Origin of the sequence: Methylobacterium sp. E-025 (assembly GCF_022829705.1) — a bacterium.
Classification (GTDB): Bacteria; Pseudomonadota; Alphaproteobacteria; order Rhizobiales; family Beijerinckiaceae; genus Methylobacterium.
Genome location: NZ_JAKSYR010000055.1, coordinates 37,732 through 61,071, shown reverse-complemented (window position 1 = coordinate 61,071; position 23,340 = coordinate 37,732). Strand labels below are relative to the sequence as shown.

Genomic DNA, 23,340 nt, shown 5'->3' with positions numbered 1-23,340 from the left:
GTATGGGAAGCTGACCTCAAGGGTTGGCTTCGCCATTTTTCTGAGGTTGAGAACCGTCGACCTCCATCGCCGCGCCATGGCGTCGACGCCGCGCCTCTCACGCCTGCCAGATGCCCGCCAGCCGCTGCTAGGGGTCTAGCCTCCATCTAACCACTGAAGGTGTTCAGCGGGCTTCCCTCCGTTACGCGCCGATCCATGATCCTTGCGGGCCATTCCTGAGCCTCGCAGGCGGGGATGATCCAAATGACGGCATCAGCGCGGTACCCCATCCCAGAAGTTGAAGCCCCCTCGTACCACCCCACCCACCAATGGCCCGGCATCTTCGCTCCTTGACGCTATGGCGGACCAGTCATCTACCGTTCGCGCAGGCCCTCAGTCTGTCCCAAAGGTGCTGACGTCGGACAGGCGCCTGCAGACCTGACGGGCGCTCGACTACCAAGCCGAGGTGTATCTGCTGGCCGAGGGCGACTGGCACACGCACTGGCCGAGGGACCGACCGGTCCTTGAGGGAGCCACCCACGAGCCGGGACACGTCCCCATTAGGAGTGCCGGCGGTGACGGCTGCGTTGTCAATGGGATGACAGCGGCCTATATTCACTTTTTGTTCTCGAATGCTCCTCCGGGGGCAGCTTACCCCAAACGGACGCAGTCGATGCGAGCGCGATGAGGAACGCCCTCAAGACGGTCATGTTTGTGTCTGCGCTGTCGCCATCGTTGATCAGCGTGGCGCTCGCTCGGGTCTGGGATCGCGGACCGACCTGGGACGCGCTGTGGTACGCGCTAGCGGGCTGCGTCGGCATTCTCTTGATCCGGTACATCGTCGACGCGCTCAGATGGAACGGCGAGAACTTCCCGATCACCCTGAAGAAGGTCGAGGCCAACGACGCCCTGATGCTCGGCGTCATCGTGACGTACTTCATCCCCTTTATCGGCAAGGCGGCCGACATCACAGTCGGGGTCGTACTGGGCATTCTGGCGCTCGCCGGCGTCGCCTTATGGATGTCGAGCTCCATCCTCCCCAACCCGGTTCTGCGATCGCTCGGGTATCGCTTCTACAAGGCGGAGACTGACAGCGGCGTGGTGTACACGCTCATCACGCAGCGCGACCTGGTGGATCCGAGACAGGTCAGGGCCGTCAAGCGAATTTCCGGCTCGATGCTCCTGGAGTTAGTCTGAGCCCATGAACCTCTTCGCTCTGACCCAGGGGCCAGCCCGGCGCATCCTGCGCATCCCCCTTTCCCGGGCAATCCAGATTCAGGTCGGGGCGCTATTCCGGCAGCAGGAAGCAGACTTCGTAACGTCGGCCGAGGAGGAGCACGCGTTCGACGGCTCGTACACCCCGGTCGAGGGAGAAAGCCTCGTCATCGCGGGCTACGACGACGTCGACAACATTCACCACGCCATCGAGCATCCACTAGGCATACCGGAGATCCCGCCGGATCCGGACGCGTTCGAGACAGTCAAGGCGCTCTTCGTAGGCTATCGGTCCGATGGGGACGAGCCTATCGCGCTGATCCAGGGCTTCAACCGCCGCAGGATCATATCCCCAACCGGATTCACCCTGCTCCATTCCGCGGACACCTACCGGAGGGTCGACAGTGTTGGGTTGACCCTCGACAACCGGCTTGCGGCGATGCTGGTCGGGACGAACCTCAGGTTCCTGAGCTTTCACGTCGTGCGCCAGATCCTCGACCTGAGCGCCTATTTCGCCGAGGCTACCGTTCCCGAGCTGCGAGCCTTCGCGCGCACCGCGGGCATCCACGTCGCGGATGAGGAGGCCTTCGTGGCGCTCGCCGACACTTGGGTCAGGAAGAAGGTGACCTTGATCGGCCGAAACCGAATTTTGGATACAGTGAGTTCGGCGGCGATCCGCGACGCTGCCCTCGCATTCGGCATCGAGATCGAGACGGTTCAGGTGAATGGCCGGGAGGCCATCTCCCTGCCGGGCGCCAAGGCCGATCTGAAGACGCTCCTGAAGTTCCTCGACGAGGACTACTACCGCTCGCCAATCCAGGGCCGGAACTACGTGACGAACTCGAAGCGCCCGATTTGATCCCGTTTCGTTTGCCCCACCCGGACCGACGGATATGCTTGGGGGGCAGCGTTACGTTTGAGGATGAGCTCGCCGGTCATGGGCAACGTGACAAAGGCGACGGAACTCGCCGCCCGCATCGAGGTCGTCCCGACGCTCCTGGAGGTGATCTGCCAAACCACGGGCATGGGCTTCTCCACCTTCGCCCGGGTGACCGAGGAACGCTGGATCGCCTGCGGCGTCCAGGATGACAGCGGTTTCGGGCTTACCCCGGGCGACAAGTTCGGCGTCGAGACGACCCTCGGCAACGCTGGAGGCTGATCCGTGCGTAAACCTAGTCGTGTTGAACTTCGCAACGCCGAGCATGAACGGGGCCGAGGCCTACATCGACATCCTTAAGCGGTAGCCGGGGATGGCCGTGCTATTCGTTACCGGCTTCGCCGGCACCGCCGCAATGGCCCAGGCCAGCGCGGACGGGGCCAGTGCCATCATGCTGAAGCCGTTCCGGGACGGCGAGCTCGAACGAAGGTCGCAGGAGCGCTTGCTGCCCGAGCCACGCTTGTCCCGCAGCTCGTGTCGGAGCGGGGCCGAGGCTTCGATGATCGGAGCTAGACCACCGGGTCCCCCCCCCCGTTTACGCCGCCGTCGCGTCGTTGACGTGCCCTCATGCGGCACCCCTCCTTTTCGCCCTGCTCGGACATCCATGGGGCATTCGGTCCTGAAACCCTTGCGGCCCAATATTGATCGGCCCCATTGGTAGTGGTCCGCCCTGAAGTATGGCTTTTGGCCGACAGAGGACGGAACCGATGGCGCAAAGACCCAAGCCCGAGGAGATCGTGAGCAAGGTGCGTCAGGTCGACGTGCTGGTCTTAAAAGCACACCCGTCACCAGATGCGGTATTATGGGTCGACGCTGATCGGCTTCATGACCGTGTCCAAGGCCAAGGGCATCACCGTCGTCGTCACCCGTCGGATCGACAACGACCGCTCAGTGGACGACTACCTGCAGTACGTGAACGCCGACGGCACCCCGAGCTACGAGTTCATCAAGAAGTCGACCGGCCGGTAGACCCTGCCCAACGACAACTTCGTCACGACCGGTGACCTGCCCCTCCTAGTGACGTCCCGCACATCGTCTGCCAGGGCACAGGCACCGAGATCCGCATGTACGACTGCACGGGCGCCATGGTCCGGACCGCGAGCCGGAACCAGAACTCGAACGGCACGGCGGGCAATTCCAGCTTCGTGCACCTTCCCCAGTTGGACGCCCTCGGGTACCGGGCCGACGATTACGCCGTGACGTACGCCAGTTTCGACTACGGCCAGACCTGGTAGTCGATCGACACCTGGGGAGCCCGGGGATCGAGGAAGCCGACCATCCTGCGGCCGCCTCACGACCTCGATAACGCCGAGCTCGCCTCGTGCCGGCGGCTCTCCATCACGTGATGTCGAAGGCCTGCTCGAACGTGGGCCGAAGGCGTCGAGGGCGCCCCCGGCTGCCAGGCCGTCGAAGTCGAGCGTTTGGGGCGGAACGACACCTCGTTCACGATCAGGGCGAGGACCTCCAGCGGCTGCCCGGGGCGCTTGCGGACGAGGGCCGGGGGCTCGTCGGGCTTGAGCGTCACCGACGAGACGTCGGGCTCCTGCATGGCCTTCGCGGTGTAGCCCCACGGTAGATTCCCGAAGTTGTCCCGGGGCGCCTTCGGACCGGGGACGATGGGCCTCCGCTTCGTCGTGAACGGGTCGCCGGCGTGCCGGGTGCCTCCGAGGACCTGCAGGTTGAGGTAGGACGCCGTCCGGTCCTTCAGATAGATCAACACGGACGGGTCGCTGCCGTCCGTCCGGATCAAGGCTTTCATCACGCCGACCACCTCCAGCGTGAACTGCGTCGGGCGGTCGAAGCTGGTCATCATCCACTTCCGGACGGCGTCCCGCCCGGCCTCCCCGCCTTGTTCAGGGCCTCCACGACCGCTGGCTGGTAGGCCTTGGCCATGAGGTCGTCGACCTGCCGTTCGAAGGCCGCGACGTCGATCTCGATGTCGATCTTCAGCATGGCCCGAGGGTGCGGACGGCGTCCGCAACGGACAACCCTGCCTGGGGGACGGTGTCCCCCTCGGACACCGTCCGGATTTGCCGATTTCGGCCCCGAGGGGGAGAATCCCTCATCCCCCTGGAGGCCACCATGCAGCAGCAGATGACCCACTTTCCCGAGCCCGGCACCCCTGTTGCCGCCGTCATCGAGAGCGCCTCCGCGCAGGCCGCCTCAGCACGCCGGGATGAGGCCGAGCGCAAGCGCGTCGAGCGTGCTGAGCGCCGGGCCGCGGGCACCCCCGATCCGCGCGTCGTCGACACGGCCATCGTGGCGGCCCTGATCGAGACGCTCGCCAAGGGGGATGCATGCCGCCGCATCAAGGCGAAGGGGACCACGAAAGGGTTCCTCGTAGGCCTGGAGCCCCTGATGAAGGACGCCCTCGCCAACCTCGTTCACGGTCGCGGCGTGTCGCACGATGCGGCCATCGACGCCCTGCAAAAGCGCCTGCGCCTCGTTTGAAACCAAGCGTACACAGGGACGCCGTCCCGCTGATCTTTCGATTCAGAACCATGAAGTAACGGGGCGCTAACCCTGCTCATCGAAGAGCACCTGTTCCGGCATCCAGGCCAGGGACAGGTGTTGACTCCCCCTCGACGGCGAGTCCGCGAGCTGGGATCGTCTCCTCACGCCGAGCCTGAGGAGCCCCCCGATGTCCATCTCATCCCACGCCATCGCCTCCGGCTTCGACATGGGGGCCCAGGGTCTCGCGGGCGTCCTCCATCGCGCTCGCCAGGACCGCCTCGCCCTCCAGCAGGCCGCCGACGAGAACCAGGCCGCCCGGAACCTGACCGCGGTCGCCAAGGCCTCCTCGGCCATGCGCATCCTCGGTAGGCTCGTGCTGGCTTTCCAGTCGGAAGTCGCCACCCTTGACGCTGAGAATGCCCGCCTCAAGGGGGAGCTCAGCCGCATGCGGAGCCGCGCCCTGGAGGCCGAGGGGCGTCTCGTCCGCATCCAGAAGGGGCAGCGCACGGCGGGATGACGGTGTGCTCTCGTGTGCTTCCGTGTGTGCACAGGGCAAGGCGCCAGAAAAATCTTAGGGGTGCGCGCCCGTGCCGCACCCTGGCAACCAGACATGAAAAAGGATGGGTCATTGGGCTCCTGCCGCGTCCGAAGCGGCGGGTGTGACGGTGACCGGCGTGGGACTTACGCTCGTCCGATCCAGCCCAAGGTGGATCAGGGAGATGAGCGATGGACCACTATGTCGGCCTCGATGTCTCGGTGCGCAGCACGAGCATCTGCATCCTGAGCGCAGCCGGTCAGGTCGTGCGCGAGGGTAAGGTGGAGAGCGAGCCGGAGGCGGTCGCGGCTTTTCTGGACGGTCGTGGTCTGACCTACGGGCGGGTCGGGATCGAGGCCGGCCCTCTCTGCCAGTGGCTGTATGCCGGCTTGGCGAAGGCGGGACTGCCGGTGGTGTGCATCGAGACGCGTCACGCAAAGGCGGTGCTGAGCGCTCAAGTGAACAAGACCGACCGCAACGACGCGCGCGGCATCGCCCAGATGATGCGGGTCGGCCTCTACAAGGCGGTTCACGTGAAGACCCTGGCCAGCCAGGAGATCCGTGCCCTGCTCGGCGGGCGCCGGACCTTGCAGGCCAAGCTCATCGACATCGAGAACAGCATCCGGGGGCTGCTGCGCAACTTCGGCCTGAAGGTCGGGACCGTGACCCGCGCCCGCTACGAGGAACGCATCCGCGAGCTGACGGAGGGCCGAGCCGGGTTGATCGCCGTGATCGAGTCGATGCTGACCGTGCGTCGCGTGGTGCGCGAGCAATACGTGCTCCTGCATAAGCGGATGATGGTGCTGGCTCGTGAGGACGAGCCCTGCCGCCTGCTGATGAGTGCGCCCGGTGTCGGCCCGTTCGTCGCGTTGACCTATCGCGCCGCGGTCGACGAGCCGGCCCGTTTCCGCCAGTCTCGCGCGGTCGGCGCGCACTTCGGGCTGGCGCCGCGAACGCACCAGTCGGGGGAGTTGGACCGACGCGGGCCTATCACCAAGAACGGCGACGAGACCCTACGCTCCGCGCTGTTCGAGGCGGCTCTGGTGCTGCTGCGTCCAGGCTCGAAGCCGTCGACGCTGAAGGCATGGGGCCTGAAGCTCGCCAAGCGTCGCGGAATGGCCAAGGCCATGGTCGCGGTGGCACGGCGGCTGGCGGTGATCCTTCACCGGATGTGGGTCGATGGAACGCCGTTCCGCATCGAGGCGGCGATGGCGTAATCGACCTGTCATAGGAATCCGCCGCGAGGCGGAGCGGTGTCCCTCCAGGGACCGAAGGTCGGTGAGATCGCGGGCGGGTTGAAGGGCCTTCGGGCGACTTCGCGAAAAAGCTTGATCCACCTCCTGTCGGACCCAACCATGAAGCGGCCGGCGTGCCGACTTCGGAGAGAAGCCAGAGACCTGGCGGGACAGTCGAGCTAAGATCGCCCTGAAGGACAGGAGGTCTCCTTGATCCATCCGCTCTACCGAATCTTGCGGCTCCTCGAAGAGCAGGGGCTATGGTTCCGGGTGGACCGGCATCGCGACGACACCGTGATGATCACCGTCACTGTGGTCGGCGAGCGCCTGGAGATAGACGTCTTCGAGGATGGTCACGTCGAGTTCTCGCGCTTCAAAGGCACGGAAGACCTCGAATCCGACCAAGACGCCCTGAACGAATTGATCCGCCAACACGGACGACGGCAGGTTGGGGATAATCCCTCTTGACCTGGAACGCCCAATAGAGAAGGCCCGCCTCCCTCAGGAAGCGGGCCTTTCAGTTTCAGCGGGTGGAGGCCTCAGGCGACGCGGTACCCTGGAACGACATCCGGATCGTTCTCCAAGTCATCCAGGATCTCTTGATGGCGGGCATCAGGATGCTCGACGTCGGCCAGGAGGATCGCCGGGAAACCGCGGTCGTACTCATGGCAGGGGGCGAGCCCACGCAGCATGTGGCTGCCGAAGATGTGGCTGCCGATCCGCTCCTTGGACAGGCCGTGGAGGCGCATGCACTCGTCGGTCGAGAGGCCACGGAGCCAGCTTTCCGTGCGCTCGTCGAGATCGGCAAGGGACGGCTCCGGCTTGAAGTACACGCGCGCCCGGACGTACGCCTTCGCGATGGCACCCCAGTCCTGGCTGGCGTCGTACTCGGGGACCGGGATGAGCGCGCCGAATCCGGCGCCGTCATCGTTGGCGGCCACGGGTGCCTGCGCCGCCGCGGCGATCTGATGGGCCTTGGCCGAGAGGTCCTCCATCTCGGCCTCGACTTGCGAGCCGGCGCCGACGGGCGGGCGGAAGCTGTCCCGCACGGAACGGGCGACCCAGCGGCCGCCCTCCCAGACCAGCTTCGTGGTGAAAGTGACGGCCATGGCGAGGGCGATGGCGAACGCGCGGAGAGCTTTGAGCATGGGGTGGGTGATCCTGTCCTGGTGGAGATTCGATTGTCGTCAAGGGTATGAAATCGACTAGGCCGCGGAGAAGAGTTCCAACTGGTTGGATGCCGCGACTGCCTTGGGCGAGACCCAAAGGACCTCCTCGCGGACCCGGCCCCGGATGTCCTTCGAGTCCTTCGTGACCCGTTTCCAGCCGCGGAGAGCATCCTCGTAGAGGGGGTCGGCGTAGACCGAGATCAGGGCCATTCCCTTGATCGAGCCCAGGCAGTCGAGGAGGCGTGAGTGGCCGGCCTCGTCCATCTTGTGGGCGTATCCCCGTGCCGGATCCCGGCGGGTGCGTGGGACGTAAGGGGGATCGAGATAGAAGAGGGCATCCGACCGGTCGTGGCGCCGGATGGTATCGACCGCATCCGACCGCTCGATCACGACGCCCTGCAGACGCGAACGCAGGGCTGGCAGGGCATCCGGAAAGGTATGCCATTCGAGCGAAGGGGTGCTCGATGCGATGGCCGTGTAGCGTCGGAATCCGGTCCGGGTACGCCCGAGCCGAACGTCGTTCGTGACGCCCATGGCATGCCGGACGAGCAGGCGCCGGGCCCGCTCGACGGGCTCATCCGCCGGCACTGGCCGATAGGCGAGCTCGAATTCCGCGTCCGACCACGGGGTCATCACCAGGAGGAACGAGAGGCGAGCGCACTGCCTCTCGTCCCGGACCACGCGGAACAGGTTGAGGAGGTCTTCGTCGAGATCGCCGAGGACCTCGACGCGGACCTTGGGCTTGCGCATCAGGACGGAGGCGGCTCCGCCGTAGGGCTCGCAGTAGAGAGCGTGGGGCGGCATGTGGGCGATCACCCAGGGGGCGATCCTCCACTTGCCACCGAACCAGCGCAGCAGGGGGCGGGTAGGAGCGGCCATCAGACGGCCTCCGATCCGAACACGCGGCCCCGGAACTCTGGCGAGATCTGCCGCCGGTGTGCCCATACGGCCCGGAGAGCGTGGGAGGCCTGCGTCTGATCGAGCTCGGGCAGCGAGGCGACGACATGGCCGACATGACTATGGGCGGCCGACCAACCCACGCCATTCCTCAGGGCGGCGAAATCCTCGTCGTATGATGAGAGGACCCTGCAGGCCTCCAGGACGGCGACGCGGACCTCGGGCAGGGCAGCGCGCTCCAACCAGTCCATGATCCTCTCGGAACCGAGGCGGGCGATCACCGCCGCGATCATGCTCTCGACTTCGTCCACGAGCTCGCCGGCGATCCGAGCGGCCCTCTCAGTGGGGCGGTCCGGGTATTCGACGATGGCGACGGCCCACTCCTTTTTACGCTTCGTCCACGCCCAGGGCTTCCCGTCGAGGCATGCTCGCAGGCGGGCGATAGCCTGCGCCCTCTCGGCGCCATTCTCCAACCAGTCCCGGTCGGCCTCCTGCAGCCGCTCGACGCGCTCATGCTCCTGGATGGCGGCGGCCTTGGATTCGGCGGCGGCGACCACGGCGAGGACCTCATCGTCGCTCGCTGGCGGGATGCTCTCCCAGCAGACAGGAATGCGGTCGTCCCAGGAGAACCCGACGGTCCTCATGTTCTCGCGGTCGCCGGCGTAGGCGCGCTGGAACTGGGACGTGTCGGCGGGCTCGGAGCGCCACAAGGTCTTCGCCCCGTTCCGTGTGTTGCGCTCGCCAACACGGCGCCACGCGAGACCCATGCAGGCGACCGGAAGGGCCTGCGTCGTGGGGATGGGGGAGTTAGCCGCCGCGTAGGCCGAGGCCGCGACGGCTCCCAGGGCGATGGCGAGGAGGAGAAGGCTGAACATGGTGGTGTGCGCTCCTTGAATACGTAAACTGACGTATTCAAGCACCCTGCCATGCGCATTGAAACGTCTTTCAATCGATAAAGCGTAGACTGCGACAATCAGGAATTGATGGTGTATTTCTGGTATCACTTAATCGGCGGCACTTATGTAGATACTACGACTTTATAAGGAATCATATTTCTTGCGGATATGCGGATTTACGCTACCTTTGTGGGAGGAATCGACAAAGGCTTGCGCTGATGACTGCCCCAAGGACCGTTCTCAATAGGGCTGACGTGATCGAGAGGCTACGGGCCGTCTGCAAAGCGGTTGGCGGCCAGAAAGTGTGGGCTGCCCGCAATGGCATCTCGTTCAGTTACCTGAGCGACGTCATCAATTACCGCCGGACACCCGGGGATTCGGTCCTGCGCAGCCTGAATCTCCAGCGCTCCGAGCTCACGTACGAGCCGCGGCAGCCGCGCGAGATCGCCATCCACGACGAGGATGGCGTGACGCTCGCGACGGCCTGGGCATCCTGATGAGCGGCGCTCTCCACGATCCCTCTCGCCAGTGCGAAACGGAATACGAGTTCTACGACCTCATGGTCGGCGACCGACTTCTGACCGGGAGCGTGCAGGTCACATACAACGTGACCCCGACGTATCGGGATGCCGGCGACCCGCCGCGGATGGTGGCCGCCCAGTTCGAGATCATCGCGCTCGATCAGGTCCGGGTCGACTGGATCGTCCCGGACCTATCATCCGGCGACGAGGTCGAAGGCCCGGGCTTCTTGCCCTGGCGCGATCCCTTGGAAGCCGCCGTCGTCGAGGTTCTCAGGGCAACCTCGGACCTCAAGGACGCAGTCGTCGCGCAGCACCGGGAGGACTGAGATGACCTCCCCCTCATTCGTCGACGGCCTCTACCGCCTCGACGCCGTCGAGACCCGGCGCAGGCTCGCCACCGCCATGGCTGCGGCCCGCGCCGGCACGGATGGCGACGCCGTCCGCCGTGTCGAGGCCGCGCTCCTCAGGAAGTCGCGATGGGCGATCCGCCACCTCGACGCGGCCATCGCCGAGGCCGAGCGGCCGGCGCGGACGCCCGCCGAAAAACTGGCGGCCGCCGCCCGTCACGAAGACGAGCCGCCTCCGGGCTGCTGAGATCCCCGTCGCGCGCTCGGCGACAGGGGCGCTCCGTCCGATCAGGTCATCCCCATCATCGAGGTTGTCATGAGCACGAAATCCATCACGGAGCAGGCGCTGTCCTACATCGCCGGCGAGGTCGCCGCCTCGGGCAGGCGCCCGGCCATCGAAGTCGCCCAGCGCATCATGGAGCGCCTGGAGAAGGAGGGTATCAATGTCATCCGAACCACCCAAACGGATGAGCTTCAGGCCCCTATCACCGTGCGCATCGATCAGACCGATTCGCCGACATTGGCGCAGTCGTTCGACGCATCCGTCGTCCGCGACGCTTACCGCCTCGGTTACGAGCGGGGCACCTACGAAAACGGCGGCGACCCGTCCACGCTGGATCTTGAGGGCTCTGCATACCGGTGGGGCCAGGCCCACGACCTCGCCGTTCACCTCGGCGACGGGGGCGTGCAGGCCTCCCTTCACGCGTTCATCGGGACCGAGCCTCCGCAGCCTGCCGCGACCGAGGGCGAAGATTACGTCCTGACGCCCGAGGGCGAGGACGTCATCCGCGATCTGATTGAGCACACGGCCCTGACGCAGGCCGCCGTAACCGCCGCCGGAGATGCCCTGGAGGAGAGGGTCGATGCGGACCCGGATCGGTATGTCCGCAGCATCTCCGGCCGGGATCATGCCGTCGATCCGATGGCGCTCGCGGTGAGCGATCTGATCGAGGCGAACAGGCTCATCGCGATGGCCGTGGCAACGCTTGGGCACGAGGCGGCGGACCTGATTATGCAGAACTTGCTCACGCCCGGCGCCAACGCCGCAGCCGCCTGAGGGCACCCGGCCTCGGGCCCCGGCGTTGACCCGGGGCCCAGGCCGTCCGCCTCACCGAGATCCGATGCCCCCCTACACCGTCCGCCGCATGCCACCCGCCGTCGTCGGGGCATGCCGCGCCCTCCATGCCGTCCTGCCGCTGCCCGAGGCCGGCCCGTTGCCAGGCGAAGATCTCTCGCTGGCGGAGGTCCTGGCCGCGCAGGCACGGGTGCTCGCCGCTGCCGTTGAGGCGGCCGCCCCGGGAACGATGGGGCGCCTGAAGAGCGGCGAGCCCTGTGGAGATTAACCCGGAATTTACCAAGCAATTCGATGTAATTTTCGAGGGGCTTGTCTTATTTCTGGCTGCGTGAAATCTACTGCATTAGTCGCTGTTAATCTCAGCGCAGATTACGCCTAGCTCTGCCAGTCAAATGACTCGCGGAGTCATGGGGACGTGTGTTTCTATCCTGACAGCGGGCGATCATCCCCGCAGGAGGACACACGACATGAGCACTCTCAAGATCAAGCCCAAGAAGGCCAAGGCGAACAAGAAGGCCAAGCTCAAGCAGGTCGAGAGCCGCCCGCAGTTCATCCAGGACATGCTGATGGAGGCTGTGCGCCATCACGCTGCCCTCGATGCTGCGCCCATCAAGACGCAGGCGGAGTGGATGGGGGAGATCTTCGACGATCACGACATCGTCTACGGCGTCTACCCCGACATGACGCAGCCGGCCGGGACCGCGATGGCGGAGATCTCGGGCGGTCCGGAGGTCCTGTTGGCCAAGGCCGCGGCCGGCCAGGAGGGGTGCTTCCTCACTGCGATGGCGGTGGATGACAAGGAGGAGGCGCAGGTGTTCGCCGAGATCGCCTCGCTCCGGAAGCGAGAGATCGAGGAGGATGGCTCGATGTCGGAATTCACCCAGATGTTCTGGGAGAAGATGACGCCAGGCGGCCGCATCCTGAACGGGCGCAAGACGGTGAAGGAGTGGCGTCTGTTCGTCAGCCAGGTGGACGAGGCCGCCAAGCTGCTGGAGCGGTATGACCGCAACGACCGCAACTGGACCCCCCCGGCCGAGTAGGCCCCAACCTCGACCTAGGATGACGGCCCCGGGGTGACCCGGGGCTGTCTTCGTTTAGGGCTCCCACACGACGGGATTCGTTGTCGCGCCGTCGGGGCAATCCTCCGCCCGGGCCGGCCGGAAATCCGTTCCGCCACAGCTACGGCAGACGTACTTCTCGACGCTGGGGCCCTCGGATGACCAGCCCCGGCGATCCTGCTCCGACAACGTTGCGAGGTACGCCCTCATGCGAGCGACCTCGGTTTCCGCCTCTGCCCGCGAGACCGCGTAGGAAACCCAACCGCAGGTGACGCAGGTCACCTCGTCGTCGCCGACCTCTCGTCTACTCCTCGCCATCGTCGGTCTCCTCCGGCTGGCCAAGCAGGCGCTCCTCCGGAATCGTGGGGGTCACGGCGAGGCGCGCTCGGATCTCCTCCAAAGTGGTCGGACCGTAGGCCCACCGGTCGACGCCGACGTCGCAGGATTGCGAGGTGTCGGGGAGCATGCCGTGCGTGTGCCCGAAAAGCTGAAGGGAACCTCGCCATGCACCCGGCCAGGCCCTCATCGGGTAGTGGCAAGCGATGATCCGCTGGCCTTCGATCTTCCGGCTGAGGATGTCGTGCTGCTCGTGCCAGGGCAGGTCGAGCGTGCGCTTCCGGTCGTGGTTGCCCCGGACAAGGCACTTGCGGCCACGCAGCCTCTTAAACACCGCGGCGCACCGTTCGGGCGTCGATCCCATGGCGAAGTCGCCGAGGTGCCAAACCTCGTCCCTGGGGCCCACGACGCAGTTCCAGGCCGCGATCAGCGCCTCGTCGTGCTCCTCGATGGAGGCGAACGGGCGCCCGCTCATGGCGAGGACGCCCTTGTGGCCGAAGTGGGTGTCGGCGGTGAAAAAGGTCTTCATCAGGGCAGCCTCCTGTCGAAGGGGCTGCGCACGCGCGTCACGCCCCGGGGATGGGTCTCTCGGTCGGGGTACGGCGGAATATTCGTTTCACGGGACGCCTCGTGGTCCGGGGGAATCGATGCGATCGCAGCTCGCCGGCATCGGGGCAAGCGAGACCTCGCGGCAAGGTTACGCATTCCCTGGCCCTGATGGGGAGCCGCCGTTCCGGATTGAGATGAGGCTTGATTGCCGCCGATTGTCCCTATAGTGTAGGGACGTTGGACGAGGGCGATGCCCCGTTCGTGAGGGAGACCCCGATGGCCACCGCCGCCAAGATCAACAACGCCGACCGCGCCGCGGTCGTAAGGTTCGCCTGGGGCCTGGCATACTTCTATGCGGTCCGGGCCGCGCAGCCCGTCCGGGGGCACATCGGCGCCGGGATGCGCGAGGCCTGGCGGCAGTTCCGGCAGGCCCGCGCCGACGGCATCGTCCCCGAGCAGTTCACCGAGGCTTACGAGGAGCAGGTCGGTCGCCCCGGCCGCGTCGAGGCGCGAGCGTACTTGAAGGCCGAGATCGCCAGGAAGGCGGCGGAAGCGTCGGCCCCCGCGACGGTCGATGCGGTCGATGAAGCCACGGCCCCCGAGGGGCAGCTTTGCATGCTCACGTGGATTGTCGACGACGCCATCCGAGCCGGAGAGCCCGGGCTCTACGCCGTCGATCAGGTCGAGCCGGTGGCCCCCGTCCCGGAGATGACGCCTGCGAGGCCGGCCCCGGTCGAGCCGAAGCCGGTCCAGCTTTGCATCATCGACTTGATCGCCGCCGACGTCGCCAAGGCCGAGGAGCCCGCGGTCGTCGTAATCCCCGAGACGGTTCCGGCCGATCAGGACGACGAGGATGCCCTGGATGAGGTGGTGATCGAGCAGGTCGTCGACCCGCGCCAGGAACTGCTCGAAAGGATCGCCCGCAACGATGCCGCGATGGAGCGCATCGAGCAGGAAGTCCGGCGCAACGTCGAGATCTACGGGATGTCCGGTGGGGTCGACCACATGCACGACCTCCTCGACGGCATGCACACCCACGGCCTGAACTTGCGCGACGACCTGAAGGAGCTCGGGCACCAGCCCGTGCCGATGATGCCCCCGGCCCAGCAGCCTTCCTCCTCCAACCCGATCAGGTGACCGCCATGGATCTCGCCCTCCTCTCCGACCACGCCCGGACGACCTACGGCGCCGACTGGCAGAGGCCCCTCGCGCGGGGCCTCGGTCCGCTGCACCCCGACGGCGCCCGCGAGACAATCGACGACCGCCTCGTCCGCCGGTGGGCATCGGGTGAGCGCCCGATTCCCGAATGGGTCGGCCCGGCGCTGGCCCATGCCATGGATCGGCAGGCCTCCGTATACGAGAGGCGGGCGGCGCTGATACGGGAACGCGCCGGCGAGCTGCGCACCGAGCTCCGACCGGCACCGGAAGAGGCGCCCGAGATGGACATGCGGCCGTAGCGGTCGAGGGTCGCCCCGGCAGCCGCCGTAGGCATAAGAATCCCGGATTTTCCGGTTCCTGTTATGTCCTGCGCATAAGAGCGCCGAAACCGGGCTATCGTGCGCATAAGCCCGATGCCGTCCGAGCACCCGAACTCGGACGGTTCCGACAAATCCCGTCCGAGAACCGTCCGAGAAAGCAAAAGCCCCGACCGTAAGGCCAGGGCTCTGAAGCTAAGTGCTTGGGAATATTGGTAGCGGGAGAGGGACTCGAACCCCCGACACGAGGATTATGATTCCTCTGCTCTAACCAGCTGAGCTACCCCGCCCCAGCCCGCGGCCGTCTGCTCGGGCAGGCGGCCGGTTCGGAGATCGGCGGTATAGGGAACGGCGGCTTGCGGTGTCAACGCCCTGTTTCGGGATGCAGCCCGGGTTTTTTCGGGACCGGTTTGCGTCGCTTCCGCCTGGCCGCAACGGATCGGGCCGGGGCGGCTTATCGCACTGCGTGTCGTTCGAATGCCGGAACCCAGCGAGGGCCGTTTCCTTGTCAGACCTCCCATCCCAAGCGGCGCGGCCCTCCCGCCGCCATGCCGACCTCGGCGGCGACTTCTTCGACGTGGTCGAGGCCGCGCGCTTTCCCGAGACCATCCTGCGCGTCCGCAACCAGCCCTGGGCCGCGCGCGTCGGCCTCGACGGGCTGTCGGACGCCGAGTGGATCGCGCGGTTCGGCCGGTTCGAGCCCCTGCCCGGCTCGTTCCCGGCGCCGCTGGCCCTGCGCTATCACGGCCATCAGTTCCGCTCGTACAACCCCGATCTCGGCGACGGGCGCGGCTTCCTCTTTGCGCAGCTGCACGACCTGCGCGACGGGCGCCTGCTCGATCTCGCCACTAAGGGCAGCGGCACGACGCCGTGGTCGCGGGCCGGCGACGGTCGCCTGACCTTGAAGGGGGGCGTGCGCGAGGTGCTGGCCACCGCGCTCCTCGAAGCGCAGGGCGTGAACACCTCCAAGAGCTTCAGCCTGATCGAGACCGGCGAGGCTTTGGAGCGCGGCGACGAGCCCTCCCCCACCCGCTCGGCCGTGCTGGTGCGCCTGAGCCACGGCCACATCCGCATCGGCAGCTTCCAGCGCTTCCTGGCGCTCGACGAGCCGGGCAACGTCGCGCGGCTGCTCGATCACACGATCACCACCCACATGCCCGATCTCTGGCGCGAGTCGGTGGCCGAGCGGGCCGTCGCGTTCCTCGGCGAGGTCACGCGGCGGGTCGCGCGGATGGGCGCGCAATGGGCGGCGGCCGGCTTCGTCCACGGCGTGCTCAACACCGACAACATCAACGTCACCGGCGAGAGCTTCGATTACGGCCCGTGGCGCTGGCTGCCGGCCTACGACCCGAACTTCACCGCGGCCTACTTCGACACGCAAGGGCTCTACAGCTTCGGCCGGCAGCCGGAGGCGCTGTACTGGAACCTCGCCCGGCTGGCGGATTGCCTGCTAGCGCTGGCGCCGCAGGCGGATCTCGAAGCCGAGCTCAAGGGCTTCGGCCCGGCCCTACAGGAGGGGTTCGCGGACGCGTTGCTCGCGCGGCTCGGGCTCGCTGAGGCGGGCGAGGAGGCGACCGATCGCCTGGTCGGGGCGTTCTGGCGCTTCCTGGCCGAGAGCGGCGCCCCGTTCGAGCAGACGTTCTTCGACTGGTACGGCGGGACGGCCAGCGCGGACCGTGCCGCGGCGAGCCCGTCCGCCGCGCTCTATGCCGGCGAGAGCTTCGCGCCGGTGCGCGCGGCCCTGCAGGGCATGGCGCCCGCCGCCGGGGCGAACCTCGCCCACCCCTACTTCGCGCAGACGCGGCCGTGCACGCTGCTGATCGACGAGGTCGAGGCGCTCTGGGCGCCGATCGCGTCGTCCGACGACTGGTCGGTGCTCTCGGACAAGCTCGCGGCGATCGCGCACATGGCGGAGGCCTACGGCACCGCGCCGCTGCCCGTCGGATAGGGGCTCAGCGCTCCTCCTCCTCGCGCCGGCGCAGCTCGGCATGCCCGGCGCGGATGCCGAGGTCGACCATCACGCGGGTGATGCGCAGGCCGAGCCAGAACAGCAGGGCGCAGACGGCGACCGCGGCAGCGATCTTGAGTGGGCTCACGGGCGAAGGTCTCGCGACGGTGGACGATGCGTCCGAGTTAGGGCAGAGGCACGGCGGTGCGCGAGACCTTTCACATCGAAGTCCTCGGCCCTGAGCCGGGCGACGTCCAGACGCGGATCTCGGTGCGCAGCGCCGGGCTCGAGGGCGCGCAGGAACGCGCCTTGCGCCTGTTCGCCCGCGCCCGCGTCCCGCAGCGTTCGGGCGGGCCGGCGGAGGCGGTGCGGGTGATCGACGGCGCCGGGCGCGAGGTGTTCTTCCGCAGCCGCTTCGACGAGCCGGGCTGAGGCCATGCGCAAGGCTCTCGTCGTCCTGGCGCTGCTGGTGCTGGTCCCGGCCCTGTTCGTGCGCAGCTACAGCCTGCCGCCGGCCCCCGACCGGCGCGGCGGCACCACGATCCAGCTGACGCTGCCGAACCGGCCCCTGTTCGGCAGCCCGCGGGCCGACTGCGTCGGCGCGCCCGAGGACGATCCCGTGATCGCCTGCCTGATCGCCTCGGTGAACCGATCGCGGACCGAGGGCATCGTGCTGCTGTCGCTGCCGTTCTCGCCGACCGCCTACGGCTTGTCCGAGCGGGTCGCGCTCCTCGGCCGGGACGAGGCCGCCGGCAAGGCGCAGCTCGCCCGGATCGCGCGGTTCGGCTGGTAGAGGCGGACCGACCCGGGCTTCCCCATCGAGTGGGCGTGATCATTTGGGCTTGATCATTTGGGCTTGGCCGGCGCGGCCGGGTCCAAGGCGGGCTTGGGCTTGCGCGCCTCCTGCAGGTCCTCGGCCTTCTCCTCGTCGGTGTCGCCCTTCTCGATCGTCTTCTCCGGGTCGGCGGCCAGGGTCTTCACGATCTCCAGAACGCGCTCGCACTCGGTGACGTAGGAATAGGTTTCGAGCACGATCGCCGCGTCGCGCAGCGTGCGCAGGTCGCGCACCGTCTGCTTGTTGGCGGCTTCCTGCAGCTCGCTCTTCCGGGCGATCGTCTCCTCGATCTTGGCGCCCTTCACGTCGCAGGCGGCTTCGACCGGCGTGGCGAGGCCGGCGGCGAGCATCAGGAGGGCGGCGTGAGCGAGGCGCATGCGTCAGGGTTCCGGGCGTCGTGCGTCGAGGGATCGGGATCAGGCGTGGTGGGCGTGGCTGCGCAGGATGTCGTTCGTGAGTGCGACCAGCTGGCTCGGCCGATAGGGTTTCGGCACGAAGATCGATTCGGGGACGGCCTCGCCCTGCGAGAGGCAGGCGCGGCCGCCGGAGGTGTAGACCACCGGGAGCGAGGGGCAATGCGCCCGGGCGGCCCGCGCCAGCGTGATCCCGTTCGTGTTGCGGGCGAGATCGATATCGGTGAAGAGCAGATCGACGGTCTCCCGGGCGAGGATCGCCTCGGCTTCCCAGGCATCCGCGGCGGTCAGGACGCGGTAGCCCTCGTCGAGCAGCGCCTCCGCCGCCAGTTCGCAGACGAACGGCTCGTCCTCCACCACCAGGACGGTGGTGGGCGCGCGGTCGAGGTAGCTCGGCAGGCCGATGGCGGCGCAGGCGAAGGACATCATGACGCAACTCCAACTCACCCGGCGCGGAACGAAGGTCCCGCAGCCGGATCGCAAGACCAACGGGGCCCTGTGCTCCGGCGTTCGCCGTGATTGCATCGAATTGCCGAGGTTTGGTGAGCGAAGCCTTAACCCTGCCCGCCCGCCCCTGGACGAGGCGCTGGGAATGGTTAATCGAGTGTTGACGGAACGCGCACCGGATCGGGTTTCGTGAGCCGGTCCTGGCAGCTCGGCACCGGCCTCGTGCTGACGGCGCTCGCTGGATACGTCGACGCCCTCGGCTTCGTGCGCCTCGGCGGCCTTTACACCTCGTTCATGAGCGGTAACACCACGCAGCTCTCGGTCTTCCTCGGGCACGCCGACTTCGCGCACGTGGTGCTGCCGGCGGTCCTGATCGGCGGGTTCCTCGCCGGCGCGGTCCTTGGCAGCGGGCTGTCGATCCTGGTCCCCTTCCCCTGGGCGACGCCGGCGGTGCTCGGCTACGAGGCCTTGCTGATCCTGGCCGCCCTCGGCGTCGGCCTCGCGATCCCGGAGCTCGGCATCGCCTCGTTCTTCATGGCGGTGGCGATGGGCTCGCAGAACGCCGTGCTGGCGCAGGTGAAGGGGTTTCGCGCCGGCACCACCTTCGTCACCGGGGCGCTGTTCAGCCTCGGGCAGAAGATCGCGCAGGCGCTCACCCGCACCGGGCCGCCCTTCGGCTGGGTCGGGGACGGGGCGGTCTGGGCCGCCCTCCTGGTCGGCGCCCTCGCCGGCGCCGTGGCCTATGCCCGCCTCGACCTCTATGCCCTGGTGATCCCGGCGGCGATATCGGGCGTTCTCGCACTGGTCGCCGCGATCTTCGCGCTCCGCCACCGCGCGATGATGCCCGAGCCGCCCGCCGCCTGATCCCGTTCCGCACCCGTCCTGTCCGCCTTCGTTCCGATCGAGTCGCCCGATGAGCAACACTTCGCTGACCACCCACGTCGCGCCGATCGAGGCGGGCGCCCACGTCGTCGCCGCGCACTTCGTGAAGGACGCGCTGCTGCTGGCGCTCGGCGACGGCACGATCGTCCTGAGCCGCGACGGCACCTCGAGCCGCCTCGCCGCCCATCCCGAGGCCGGCATCCTCGCTGCCGCCGGCGATGCTAACCGCCTCGTCACCGGCGGCGACGACGGGCGCGTCGTGGCGATCGGGGCCGACGGCACCCTGTCCGAGGTCGCCACCGCCAAGGGCGGCGCCTGGATCGATGCGCTGGCGCTGCACCCCGACGGGTCGGTCGCCTACGCCGCCGGGCGCAGCGTGGTCGCCCGCGACGCCAAGGGGCGCGAGCGGACCCTCACCGCCCCCTCCACCGCCCGCGGCCTCGCCTTCGCCCCGAAGGGCTACCGGCTCGCGGCGTCGCACTACAACGGCGTCTCGCTCTGGTACCCGAACCACGAGACCCCGGCCGAGATGGTCGAGTGGAAGGGCTCGCACATCGACGTGACGTGGTCGCCCGACGGGCGCTTCGTCGTCTCGACCATGCAGGAGAACGCGCTGCACGGCTGGCGCCTGCAGCCGGACCGCGGCCACATGCGGATGTCCGGCTACCCGGCCAAGGTGCGCTCGGTGTCGTGGTCGTCGGACGGGCACTGGCTCGCCACCAGCGGCGCGGAGGCCGCGATCGTCTGGCCGTTCGATTCGAAGGAGGGCCCGACCGGCAAGGCCCCGCGGGAGTGCGGGGTGCGCCCGGCCCGCGTCTCCCGCGTCGCGTTCCACCCCAAGGCCCTGGTGCTGGCGATGGGCTACGAGGACGGCTGCATCCTGCTCGTGCGCTTCACCGACGCCTCGGAGCTGCTGGTCCGCCCGGCGGTGAAGGGCAGCGCGATCTCGGCGCTCGCCTGGGACGCGAAGGGCGGGCGGCTGGCCTTCGGATGCGTCGACGGCGCGGCGGGCCTGCTGACCCTGCCGGCCTGAATCCGACCGGGTTCTGGAACTGCCGCCGTCGCCGTGCTCTTCTGCAACGACCATTTCGACGAGGCGATGCCGTGTTCCGTGTCTTCCGCACCCTCGGTCTGGCGCTCGGCCTCCTCGGCGGCGGGCTGGCGGCGCAGGGCCCCGAATTCGCCCAGCAATACGCCCAGCGCCTCGGCGGCGCTCTCGACGAGCTGAAGCGCGAGATCGCGACGCTCGATTCCGACGCCAAGGCCACCGGCAACACCCGCGACGGGGCGGTCGACCGGCTTCGCACCAACCCCGACACCCTGGTCGCGCGGCGGGGCGAGGCGGCGCGCTACGACATCGAGCGGCTCGCCCGGCTTTCGGCGCAGCAACAGGCGCTGGCCTCGGCCACGAGCCCGCTCGGGCGGCTCGCCGCCGTGATCCGCGACCCGGACGTGCCGCTCGCCCGCGCCACCTACCAGGATTACGACCCGGCGCTGCCGACCACGACGGACGGGGTGGTGGCCGGGCTGCTCGGGTTCCTCGCCGCCTGGGGCGGCTGGCGCGTGCTGTCCGACGTCGGTCGCCGCGTGGTCCGCCGCCGGCCGCGGACGGAGGTCACGACCGCCTGAGGCGGGCGACGTCGGCGCCCCTGTGTGGCCGGGCGTCTACAGCCCCTAGCGCGCGGCTTGCTTAAGCGGGAAGGCAAGGACGGGCGCGGCCGGGTTTCCCGGGCACGTCGCCGTCACGCTGGTTTCGAGTCGCACCATGGCGCGCCCATCCACCCAGACGATCGACCCGGCACTCGATGCGGCCGCGCTTCTGCGCCGCGTCGGGTTCTTCGGGCTGTTCGTGATCGTGCCGGTGGTGGCGCAGGTGGCGCGCCGCGCCACGGTGATCCTCGCCCCGATCGCGGTCGCGCTGCTGATCATCGCCAGCGCCATCGACGGGCGCCAGCGCCCGCTGCTGTCGGGCAGCGCCCGGCTGCTGCGCGCGCCGGCCTTCCTCGCCGGCCTGCTCGTGCTGGTGTGGATGGCGCTGTCGCTGGTCTGGACGCCGTTCCCCGGCGCCGCCTCCGAGCGCTTCGCCAACCTCGTCGCGACGATCCTGCTGACGCTCGCCGGCTACATGGCGCTGCCGGACCGGATGCGCTCGGCGAACCTCTACCTGCTGCCGCTCGGCGTCACCGCGGCGGCGATCGTCGCCATCGTGCTCGGCCTGTTCGGCGACACCCTGATGCGCGGCGTGCCCGACGACGACAACGCGCTCGATCGCGGCCTCACCCTCCTGGCCTTGCTGCTCTGGCCCTCGGTGGCGTGGCTGCGCTCGCGCCGGCGCGACCGCGAGGCGCTGGGCCTCGCCGTGGTGGTCGCCGTGGCGCTGGCGGTCTCGCCGAACGTCGGGCAGATCGCGGCCCTGGCGATCGGCGCCCTCGCCTTCGCCGTGACGAGCTTCCGGCTGCGCCTCGGCGTCGGCCTCACCGCGGGCCTGGCCGCCGGCCTGCTCGCGGTGGCGCCGCTGCTGCCGTTCCTGGCGCGACCGATCGGCGCCGCCCTGTTCGGGCCGCTCAGCCCCGGCGTGCTGACGCTGAAGAGCTGGCAGCGGATCGTGACCACCGAGCCGGTCCGGCTGATCACCGGCCACGGCTTCGAGACGGCGCTGCGCGGCCGGGTCTTCGGGTTGATCCCGGTGAACGCCCCGAGCACGGCGCTGTTCGCTATGTGGTACGAGCTCGGCGTCGTCGGGGCGCTCGCCGCCGCCTTCGCCCTCTACGCTTCGATTCGCCGGGCGGGCCGCGACGTGCCGCTGCTGGTTCCCGGGGCGATGGCGGGCTTCGCCGCCGCCTTCACCATCGCCTGCATCGGCGTCGGGCTCACGGTGGTGTGGTGGCTGACGACGCTCGCCATCACCATCCTGGTCTTCGTCGCGATCGAGCGCGGCCAGTTCCGCACGCGGCGCCCGAAGGTCAGCCGCCTTAAGCTGCCGACGCCGGGCGAGCCGCCGCGCGCCTGACGGGTCAGAGGTCGGCCGCCGCCTCGATGCCGGCCATGTCGGCGTCCGAGAGCCCGACATGGTGGCCGATCTCGTGGATCAGGACGTGAGCGACGAGGTGGCCGAGCGTCTCGTCGTGCTCGGCCCAGTAATCCAGCAGCGGCCGGCGATAGAGCCAGACCGTGTTCGGCATCTGGCCCGTCACGGTCTCGCCCGCCTGGGCCAGCCCGATGCCGCGGAACAGGCCGAGCAGGTCGAACTCCGAGTCGCACGCCATTTCCGTCAGCGTGTCGTCGTCGGGAAAATCGTCGACGACGATGCGGACGTCCTTCGCCAGCGCCCGGAATTCCGCCGGCAGCGCGGCGAAGGCCGCCTGGGCCAGATCCTCGATCTCGGCGAGGCTCGGCGCCTTGGCGGCGGCGAGGCTCACGCGGCGTCCTTCGCCACCGGGAGGACGCAGCTGCGCAGGAAGCCGGCGAGGTCGTTGGTGATGTGGTCGATATGCGCCTCCCGCACCGCCTCCTGCTCGAACGCCTCGCGGTAGGGGTCGATCGCGGCCGGAACCACCAGGACGGTGGCCATCCCCATCTGGTGGGGCACCGCGAGGTTGCGGGCGATGTCCTCGAACAGGGCCGCCCGCGTCGGGTCGACCCGATGCTGCGCGAGGAAACGCTCGTAGGTCGCGCGCTCGGGCTTGGGCACGAAGTCGGCCGCGGCGATGTCGAACACGTCCTCGAAATGGTCGAGGATGCCGAGGCTCTTCGCGACGTTCTCGGCGTGCCTGCGCGAGCCGTTCGTCAGGATCAGCTTGCGCCCGGGCAGCCGCTCGATCGCGTCGCCCAAAGCCGGGTCGAGCCGGATCGTCGCGTGGTCGATGTCGTGGGCGAAGTCGAGGAAGGCGTGCGGGTCGACGTTCTCCTCGACCATCAGCGCCTTCAGCGTCGTGCCGTAGCGGTGGTAGAAATACTTCTGCAGCGCGCGCGCCGAGAGCCCGTCGAGGCCGTAGAGCTGCATCACGAACAGCGTGATGCGTTCGTCCACCTGCGGCCACACCATGGCGTCGCTCGGGTAGAGGGTGTTGTCGAGGTCGAACACCCAGGTGTCGACGGCCTCGAAGCCGCGCGCATCCGGGGCCGTCACGTGGCTCT

35 protein-coding genes and 1 tRNA gene are annotated in these 23,340 nt (G+C 68.2%); 24 read left to right on the top strand and 12 right to left on the bottom strand.

What is annotated here, in order from left to right:
- Positions 1–663: 663 nt before the first annotated feature.
- The 5 genes from MKK64_RS05335 (at position 664) to MKK64_RS05315 (ending at position 3,366) form a co-directional block, all read left to right on the top strand.
- Entirely contained in the window at positions 664–1,176 is a 513-nt protein-coding gene (locus tag MKK64_RS05335) for a hypothetical protein (RefSeq protein WP_243932549.1), read from the top strand.
- A gap of 4 nt (positions 1,177–1,180) precedes the next feature.
- Positions 1,181–2,053 (top strand): hypothetical protein, encoded by an 873-nt coding sequence (locus MKK64_RS05330; RefSeq protein WP_243932548.1) that lies wholly within the window; start codon positions 1,181–1,183, stop codon positions 2,051–2,053.
- A gap of 78 nt (positions 2,054–2,131) precedes the next feature.
- A complete protein-coding gene (locus MKK64_RS05325; RefSeq protein WP_243932547.1) occupies positions 2,132–2,353 on the top strand; it encodes a hypothetical protein in 222 nt (73 codons plus the stop codon).
- 603 nt (positions 2,354–2,956) lie between these two features.
- Positions 2,957–3,100, top strand: a complete 144-nt coding sequence (locus tag MKK64_RS05320; RefSeq protein WP_243932546.1) for a hypothetical protein — start codon at positions 2,957–2,959, stop codon at positions 3,098–3,100.
- A gap of 95 nt (positions 3,101–3,195) precedes the next feature.
- Complete coding sequence (locus MKK64_RS05315) at positions 3,196–3,366, top strand: hypothetical protein (protein ID WP_243932545.1); 171 nt, start codon at positions 3,196–3,198, stop codon at positions 3,364–3,366.
- A 56-nt stretch (positions 3,367–3,422) separates the two neighbouring features.
- On the opposite strand, the gene MKK64_RS05310 is transcribed toward MKK64_RS05315, so the two are convergent.
- The gene (locus MKK64_RS05310) at positions 3,423–3,941 is read right to left on the bottom strand and encodes a hypothetical protein (RefSeq protein ID WP_243932544.1); all 519 of its coding nucleotides are present in this window, start codon (positions 3,939–3,941) and stop codon (positions 3,423–3,425) included.
- A complete protein-coding gene (locus tag MKK64_RS05305; RefSeq protein ID WP_243932543.1) occupies positions 3,941–4,084 on the bottom strand; it encodes a hypothetical protein in 144 nt (47 codons plus the stop codon). Before MKK64_RS05305 ends, MKK64_RS05310 begins: the two co-directional genes overlap by 1 nt.
- Positions 4,085–4,213: 129 nt before the next feature.
- On the opposite strand from MKK64_RS05305, the gene MKK64_RS05300 reads away from it, so the two are divergent.
- From MKK64_RS05300 to MKK64_RS05285, 4 genes are all read left to right on the top strand, one after another.
- Positions 4,214–4,582, top strand: coding sequence for a hypothetical protein (locus MKK64_RS05300; protein ID WP_243932542.1), 369 nt, complete (start codon positions 4,214–4,216; stop codon positions 4,580–4,582).
- A 190-nt stretch (positions 4,583–4,772) separates the two neighbouring features.
- Positions 4,773–5,102: a response regulator receiver protein gene (locus MKK64_RS05295; RefSeq protein ID WP_243932541.1), complete on the top strand. Its 330-nt coding sequence runs from the start codon at positions 4,773–4,775 to the stop codon at positions 5,100–5,102.
- Positions 5,103–5,311: 209 nt separating this feature from the next.
- Positions 5,312–6,337, top strand: coding sequence for an IS110 family transposase (locus tag MKK64_RS05290; protein WP_243932540.1), 1,026 nt, complete (start codon positions 5,312–5,314; stop codon positions 6,335–6,337).
- A 228-nt stretch (positions 6,338–6,565) separates the two neighbouring features.
- Positions 6,566–6,823: a hypothetical protein gene (locus MKK64_RS05285; RefSeq protein ID WP_243932539.1), complete on the top strand. Its 258-nt coding sequence runs from the start codon at positions 6,566–6,568 to the stop codon at positions 6,821–6,823.
- A gap of 71 nt (positions 6,824–6,894) precedes the next feature.
- On the opposite strand, the gene MKK64_RS05280 is transcribed toward MKK64_RS05285, so the two are convergent.
- Genes MKK64_RS05280 through MKK64_RS05270 form a run of 3 tightly spaced genes read right to left on the bottom strand, consistent with a single transcriptional unit; the run spans position 6,895 to position 9,296 of the window.
- Positions 6,895–7,503, bottom strand: coding sequence for a hypothetical protein (locus tag MKK64_RS05280; RefSeq protein ID WP_243932538.1), 609 nt, complete (start codon positions 7,501–7,503; stop codon positions 6,895–6,897).
- Between the two features lie 57 nt (positions 7,504–7,560).
- On the bottom strand, positions 7,561–8,403 hold the full coding sequence (locus tag MKK64_RS05275; protein WP_243932537.1) for a DNA adenine methylase: 843 nt from the start codon (positions 8,401–8,403) through the stop codon (positions 7,561–7,563).
- Positions 8,403–9,296 (bottom strand): hypothetical protein, encoded by an 894-nt coding sequence (locus tag MKK64_RS05270; protein WP_243932536.1) that lies wholly within the window; start codon positions 9,294–9,296, stop codon positions 8,403–8,405. The genes MKK64_RS05275 and MKK64_RS05270 overlap by 1 nt, the downstream gene beginning before the upstream one ends.
- Before the next feature lie 275 nt (positions 9,297–9,571).
- On the opposite strand from MKK64_RS05270, the gene MKK64_RS05265 reads away from it, so the two are divergent.
- The 6 genes from MKK64_RS05265 to MKK64_RS05240 all read left to right on the top strand — a co-directional run bounded on the left by MKK64_RS05265 (position 9,572) and on the right by MKK64_RS05240 (position 12,300).
- Positions 9,572–9,814 (top strand): transcriptional regulator, encoded by a 243-nt coding sequence (locus MKK64_RS05265; RefSeq protein ID WP_243932535.1) that lies wholly within the window; start codon positions 9,572–9,574, stop codon positions 9,812–9,814.
- The gene (locus MKK64_RS05260; RefSeq protein WP_243932534.1) at positions 9,814–10,164 is read left to right on the top strand and encodes a hypothetical protein; all 351 of its coding nucleotides are present in this window, start codon (positions 9,814–9,816) and stop codon (positions 10,162–10,164) included. Before MKK64_RS05265 ends, MKK64_RS05260 begins: the two co-directional genes overlap by 1 nt.
- 1 nt (position 10,165) lies before the next feature.
- Entirely contained in the window at positions 10,166–10,432 is a 267-nt protein-coding gene (locus MKK64_RS05255) for a hypothetical protein (RefSeq protein ID WP_243932533.1), read from the top strand.
- A gap of 69 nt (positions 10,433–10,501) precedes the next feature.
- Entirely contained in the window at positions 10,502–11,242 is a 741-nt protein-coding gene (locus tag MKK64_RS05250; RefSeq protein WP_243932532.1) for a hypothetical protein, read from the top strand.
- A gap of 64 nt (positions 11,243–11,306) precedes the next feature.
- Entirely contained in the window at positions 11,307–11,528 is a 222-nt protein-coding gene (locus MKK64_RS05245) for a hypothetical protein (RefSeq protein WP_243932531.1), read from the top strand.
- A gap of 199 nt (positions 11,529–11,727) precedes the next feature.
- Positions 11,728–12,300, top strand: a complete 573-nt coding sequence (locus MKK64_RS05240) for a hypothetical protein (protein WP_243932530.1) — start codon at positions 11,728–11,730, stop codon at positions 12,298–12,300.
- Positions 12,301–12,622: 322 nt separating this feature from the next.
- Here the strand turns inward: MKK64_RS05240 and MKK64_RS05235 are convergent, their stop codons facing one another.
- Positions 12,623–13,183, bottom strand: a complete 561-nt coding sequence (locus MKK64_RS05235; RefSeq protein ID WP_243932529.1) for a metallophosphoesterase family protein — start codon at positions 13,181–13,183, stop codon at positions 12,623–12,625.
- 296 nt (positions 13,184–13,479) lie between these two features.
- Here MKK64_RS05235 and MKK64_RS05230 point away from each other — a divergent pair, with 296 nt between their 5' ends.
- Complete coding sequence (locus MKK64_RS05230) at positions 13,480–14,340, top strand: hypothetical protein (protein ID WP_243932528.1); 861 nt, start codon at positions 13,480–13,482, stop codon at positions 14,338–14,340.
- Between the two features lie 5 nt (positions 14,341–14,345).
- The gene (locus MKK64_RS05225) at positions 14,346–14,660 is read left to right on the top strand and encodes a hypothetical protein (RefSeq protein WP_243932527.1); all 315 of its coding nucleotides are present in this window, start codon (positions 14,346–14,348) and stop codon (positions 14,658–14,660) included.
- A gap of 231 nt (positions 14,661–14,891) precedes the next feature.
- Here MKK64_RS05225 and MKK64_RS05220 read toward each other — a convergent pair.
- Positions 14,892–14,968, bottom strand: a tRNA-Met gene (locus MKK64_RS05220).
- A 215-nt stretch (positions 14,969–15,183) separates the two neighbouring features.
- Between MKK64_RS05220 and MKK64_RS05215 the strand changes: the two genes are divergently transcribed.
- Positions 15,184–16,626 carry a protein adenylyltransferase SelO gene (locus tag MKK64_RS05215; protein WP_243932526.1) on the top strand — a complete coding sequence of 481 codons (1,443 nt, stop codon included), beginning with the start codon at positions 15,184–15,186 and terminating at the stop codon, positions 16,624–16,626.
- A gap of 4 nt (positions 16,627–16,630) precedes the next feature.
- On the opposite strand, the gene MKK64_RS05210 is transcribed toward MKK64_RS05215, so the two are convergent.
- The gene (locus MKK64_RS05210) at positions 16,631–16,774 is read right to left on the bottom strand and encodes a hypothetical protein (protein WP_243932525.1); all 144 of its coding nucleotides are present in this window, start codon (positions 16,772–16,774) and stop codon (positions 16,631–16,633) included.
- 56 nt (positions 16,775–16,830) lie between these two features.
- On the opposite strand from MKK64_RS05210, the gene MKK64_RS05205 reads away from it, so the two are divergent.
- Both MKK64_RS05205 and MKK64_RS05200 read left to right on the top strand, forming a co-directional pair.
- Positions 16,831–17,058, top strand: a complete 228-nt coding sequence (locus MKK64_RS05205) for a hypothetical protein (protein WP_147844422.1) — start codon at positions 16,831–16,833, stop codon at positions 17,056–17,058.
- A gap of 4 nt (positions 17,059–17,062) precedes the next feature.
- Positions 17,063–17,419 carry a hypothetical protein gene (locus MKK64_RS05200; RefSeq protein ID WP_243932524.1) on the top strand — a complete coding sequence of 119 codons (357 nt, stop codon included), beginning with the start codon at positions 17,063–17,065 and terminating at the stop codon, positions 17,417–17,419.
- A gap of 53 nt (positions 17,420–17,472) precedes the next feature.
- Here MKK64_RS05200 and MKK64_RS05195 read toward each other — a convergent pair whose 3' ends face one another.
- On the bottom strand, positions 17,473–17,838 hold the full coding sequence (locus MKK64_RS05195) for a photosystem reaction center subunit H (RefSeq protein WP_243932523.1): 366 nt from the start codon (positions 17,836–17,838) through the stop codon (positions 17,473–17,475).
- A 39-nt stretch (positions 17,839–17,877) separates the two neighbouring features.
- On the bottom strand, positions 17,878–18,303 hold the full coding sequence (locus MKK64_RS05190) for a response regulator (protein WP_147728008.1): 426 nt from the start codon (positions 18,301–18,303) through the stop codon (positions 17,878–17,880).
- A 207-nt stretch (positions 18,304–18,510) separates the two neighbouring features.
- Between MKK64_RS05190 and MKK64_RS05185 the strand changes: the two genes are divergently transcribed.
- The 4 genes from MKK64_RS05185 to MKK64_RS05170 all read left to right on the top strand — a co-directional run bounded on the left by MKK64_RS05185 (position 18,511) and on the right by MKK64_RS05170 (position 22,213).
- On the top strand, positions 18,511–19,185 hold the full coding sequence (locus MKK64_RS05185; RefSeq protein WP_147858227.1) for a YoaK family protein: 675 nt from the start codon (positions 18,511–18,513) through the stop codon (positions 19,183–19,185).
- A 49-nt stretch (positions 19,186–19,234) separates the two neighbouring features.
- Complete coding sequence (locus tag MKK64_RS05180; RefSeq protein WP_147728007.1) at positions 19,235–20,236, top strand: WD40 repeat domain-containing protein; 1,002 nt, start codon at positions 19,235–19,237, stop codon at positions 20,234–20,236.
- Between the two features lie 71 nt (positions 20,237–20,307).
- The gene (locus tag MKK64_RS05175) at positions 20,308–20,832 is read left to right on the top strand and encodes a DUF2937 family protein (RefSeq protein ID WP_147842044.1); all 525 of its coding nucleotides are present in this window, start codon (positions 20,308–20,310) and stop codon (positions 20,830–20,832) included.
- A 136-nt stretch (positions 20,833–20,968) separates the two neighbouring features.
- Entirely contained in the window at positions 20,969–22,213 is a 1,245-nt protein-coding gene (locus tag MKK64_RS05170) for a peptide ABC transporter permease (protein WP_243932522.1), read from the top strand.
- 4 nt (positions 22,214–22,217) lie between these two features.
- On the opposite strand, the gene MKK64_RS05165 is transcribed toward MKK64_RS05170, so the two are convergent.
- Positions 22,218–22,622, bottom strand: coding sequence for a metallopeptidase family protein (locus tag MKK64_RS05165; RefSeq protein WP_147727767.1), 405 nt, complete (start codon positions 22,620–22,622; stop codon positions 22,218–22,220).
- Positions 22,619–23,332, bottom strand: coding sequence for a pyrimidine 5'-nucleotidase (locus MKK64_RS05160; protein ID WP_243932521.1), 714 nt, complete (start codon positions 23,330–23,332; stop codon positions 22,619–22,621). The genes MKK64_RS05165 and MKK64_RS05160 overlap by 4 nt, the downstream gene beginning before the upstream one ends.
- Positions 23,333–23,340: the final 8 nt, after the last annotated feature.

What these genes read in the sequence shown, in the direction of transcription:
- MKK64_RS05235 (WP_243932529.1), bottom strand. Translation starts at nt 13,183, where the DNA reads ATGAAGACCTTTTTCACCGCCGACACCCACTTCGGCCACAAGGGCGTC.
- MKK64_RS05320 (WP_243932546.1), top strand. Translation starts at nt 2,957, where the DNA reads ATGACCGTGTCCAAGGCCAAGGGCATCACCGTCGTCGTCACCCGTCGG.
- MKK64_RS05200 (WP_243932524.1), top strand. Translation starts at nt 17,063, where the DNA reads ATGCGCAAGGCTCTCGTCGTCCTGGCGCTGCTGGTGCTGGTCCCGGCC.
- MKK64_RS05280 (WP_243932538.1), bottom strand. Translation starts at nt 7,503, where the DNA reads ATGCTCAAAGCTCTCCGCGCGTTCGCCATCGCCCTCGCCATGGCCGTC.
- MKK64_RS05330 (WP_243932548.1), top strand. Translation starts at nt 1,181, where the DNA reads ATGAACCTCTTCGCTCTGACCCAGGGGCCAGCCCGGCGCATCCTGCGC.
- MKK64_RS05190 (WP_147728008.1), bottom strand. Translation starts at nt 18,303, where the DNA reads ATGATGTCCTTCGCCTGCGCCGCCATCGGCCTGCCGAGCTACCTCGAC.
- MKK64_RS05275 (WP_243932537.1), bottom strand. Translation starts at nt 8,403, where the DNA reads ATGGCCGCTCCTACCCGCCCCCTGCTGCGCTGGTTCGGTGGCAAGTGG.
- MKK64_RS05270 (WP_243932536.1), bottom strand. Translation starts at nt 9,296, where the DNA reads ATGTTCAGCCTTCTCCTCCTCGCCATCGCCCTGGGAGCCGTCGCGGCC.
- MKK64_RS05230 (WP_243932528.1), top strand. Translation starts at nt 13,480, where the DNA reads ATGGCCACCGCCGCCAAGATCAACAACGCCGACCGCGCCGCGGTCGTA.
- MKK64_RS05260 (WP_243932534.1), top strand. Translation starts at nt 9,814, where the DNA reads ATGAGCGGCGCTCTCCACGATCCCTCTCGCCAGTGCGAAACGGAATAC.
- MKK64_RS05315 (WP_243932545.1), top strand. Translation starts at nt 3,196, where the DNA reads ATGTACGACTGCACGGGCGCCATGGTCCGGACCGCGAGCCGGAACCAG.
- MKK64_RS05300 (WP_243932542.1), top strand. Translation starts at nt 4,214, where the DNA reads ATGCAGCAGCAGATGACCCACTTTCCCGAGCCCGGCACCCCTGTTGCC.
- MKK64_RS05305 (WP_243932543.1), bottom strand. Translation starts at nt 4,084, where the DNA reads ATGCTGAAGATCGACATCGAGATCGACGTCGCGGCCTTCGAACGGCAG.
- MKK64_RS05180 (WP_147728007.1), top strand. Translation starts at nt 19,235, where the DNA reads ATGAGCAACACTTCGCTGACCACCCACGTCGCGCCGATCGAGGCGGGC.
- MKK64_RS05250 (WP_243932532.1), top strand. Translation starts at nt 10,502, where the DNA reads ATGAGCACGAAATCCATCACGGAGCAGGCGCTGTCCTACATCGCCGGC.
- MKK64_RS05290 (WP_243932540.1), top strand. Translation starts at nt 5,312, where the DNA reads ATGGACCACTATGTCGGCCTCGATGTCTCGGTGCGCAGCACGAGCATC.
- MKK64_RS05225 (WP_243932527.1), top strand. Translation starts at nt 14,346, where the DNA reads ATGGATCTCGCCCTCCTCTCCGACCACGCCCGGACGACCTACGGCGCC.
- MKK64_RS05310 (WP_243932544.1), bottom strand. Translation starts at nt 3,941, where the DNA reads ATGACCAGCTTCGACCGCCCGACGCAGTTCACGCTGGAGGTGGTCGGC.
- MKK64_RS05335 (WP_243932549.1), top strand. Translation starts at nt 664, where the DNA reads ATGAGGAACGCCCTCAAGACGGTCATGTTTGTGTCTGCGCTGTCGCCA.
- MKK64_RS05245 (WP_243932531.1), top strand. Translation starts at nt 11,307, where the DNA reads ATGCCCCCCTACACCGTCCGCCGCATGCCACCCGCCGTCGTCGGGGCA.
- MKK64_RS05195 (WP_243932523.1), bottom strand. Translation starts at nt 17,838, where the DNA reads ATGCGCCTCGCTCACGCCGCCCTCCTGATGCTCGCCGCCGGCCTCGCC.
- MKK64_RS05170 (WP_243932522.1), top strand. Translation starts at nt 20,969, where the DNA reads ATGGCGCGCCCATCCACCCAGACGATCGACCCGGCACTCGATGCGGCC.
- MKK64_RS05295 (WP_243932541.1), top strand. Translation starts at nt 4,773, where the DNA reads ATGTCCATCTCATCCCACGCCATCGCCTCCGGCTTCGACATGGGGGCC.
- MKK64_RS05240 (WP_243932530.1), top strand. Translation starts at nt 11,728, where the DNA reads ATGAGCACTCTCAAGATCAAGCCCAAGAAGGCCAAGGCGAACAAGAAG.
- MKK64_RS05325 (WP_243932547.1), top strand. Translation starts at nt 2,132, where the DNA reads ATGGGCAACGTGACAAAGGCGACGGAACTCGCCGCCCGCATCGAGGTC.
- MKK64_RS05255 (WP_243932533.1), top strand. Translation starts at nt 10,166, where the DNA reads ATGACCTCCCCCTCATTCGTCGACGGCCTCTACCGCCTCGACGCCGTC.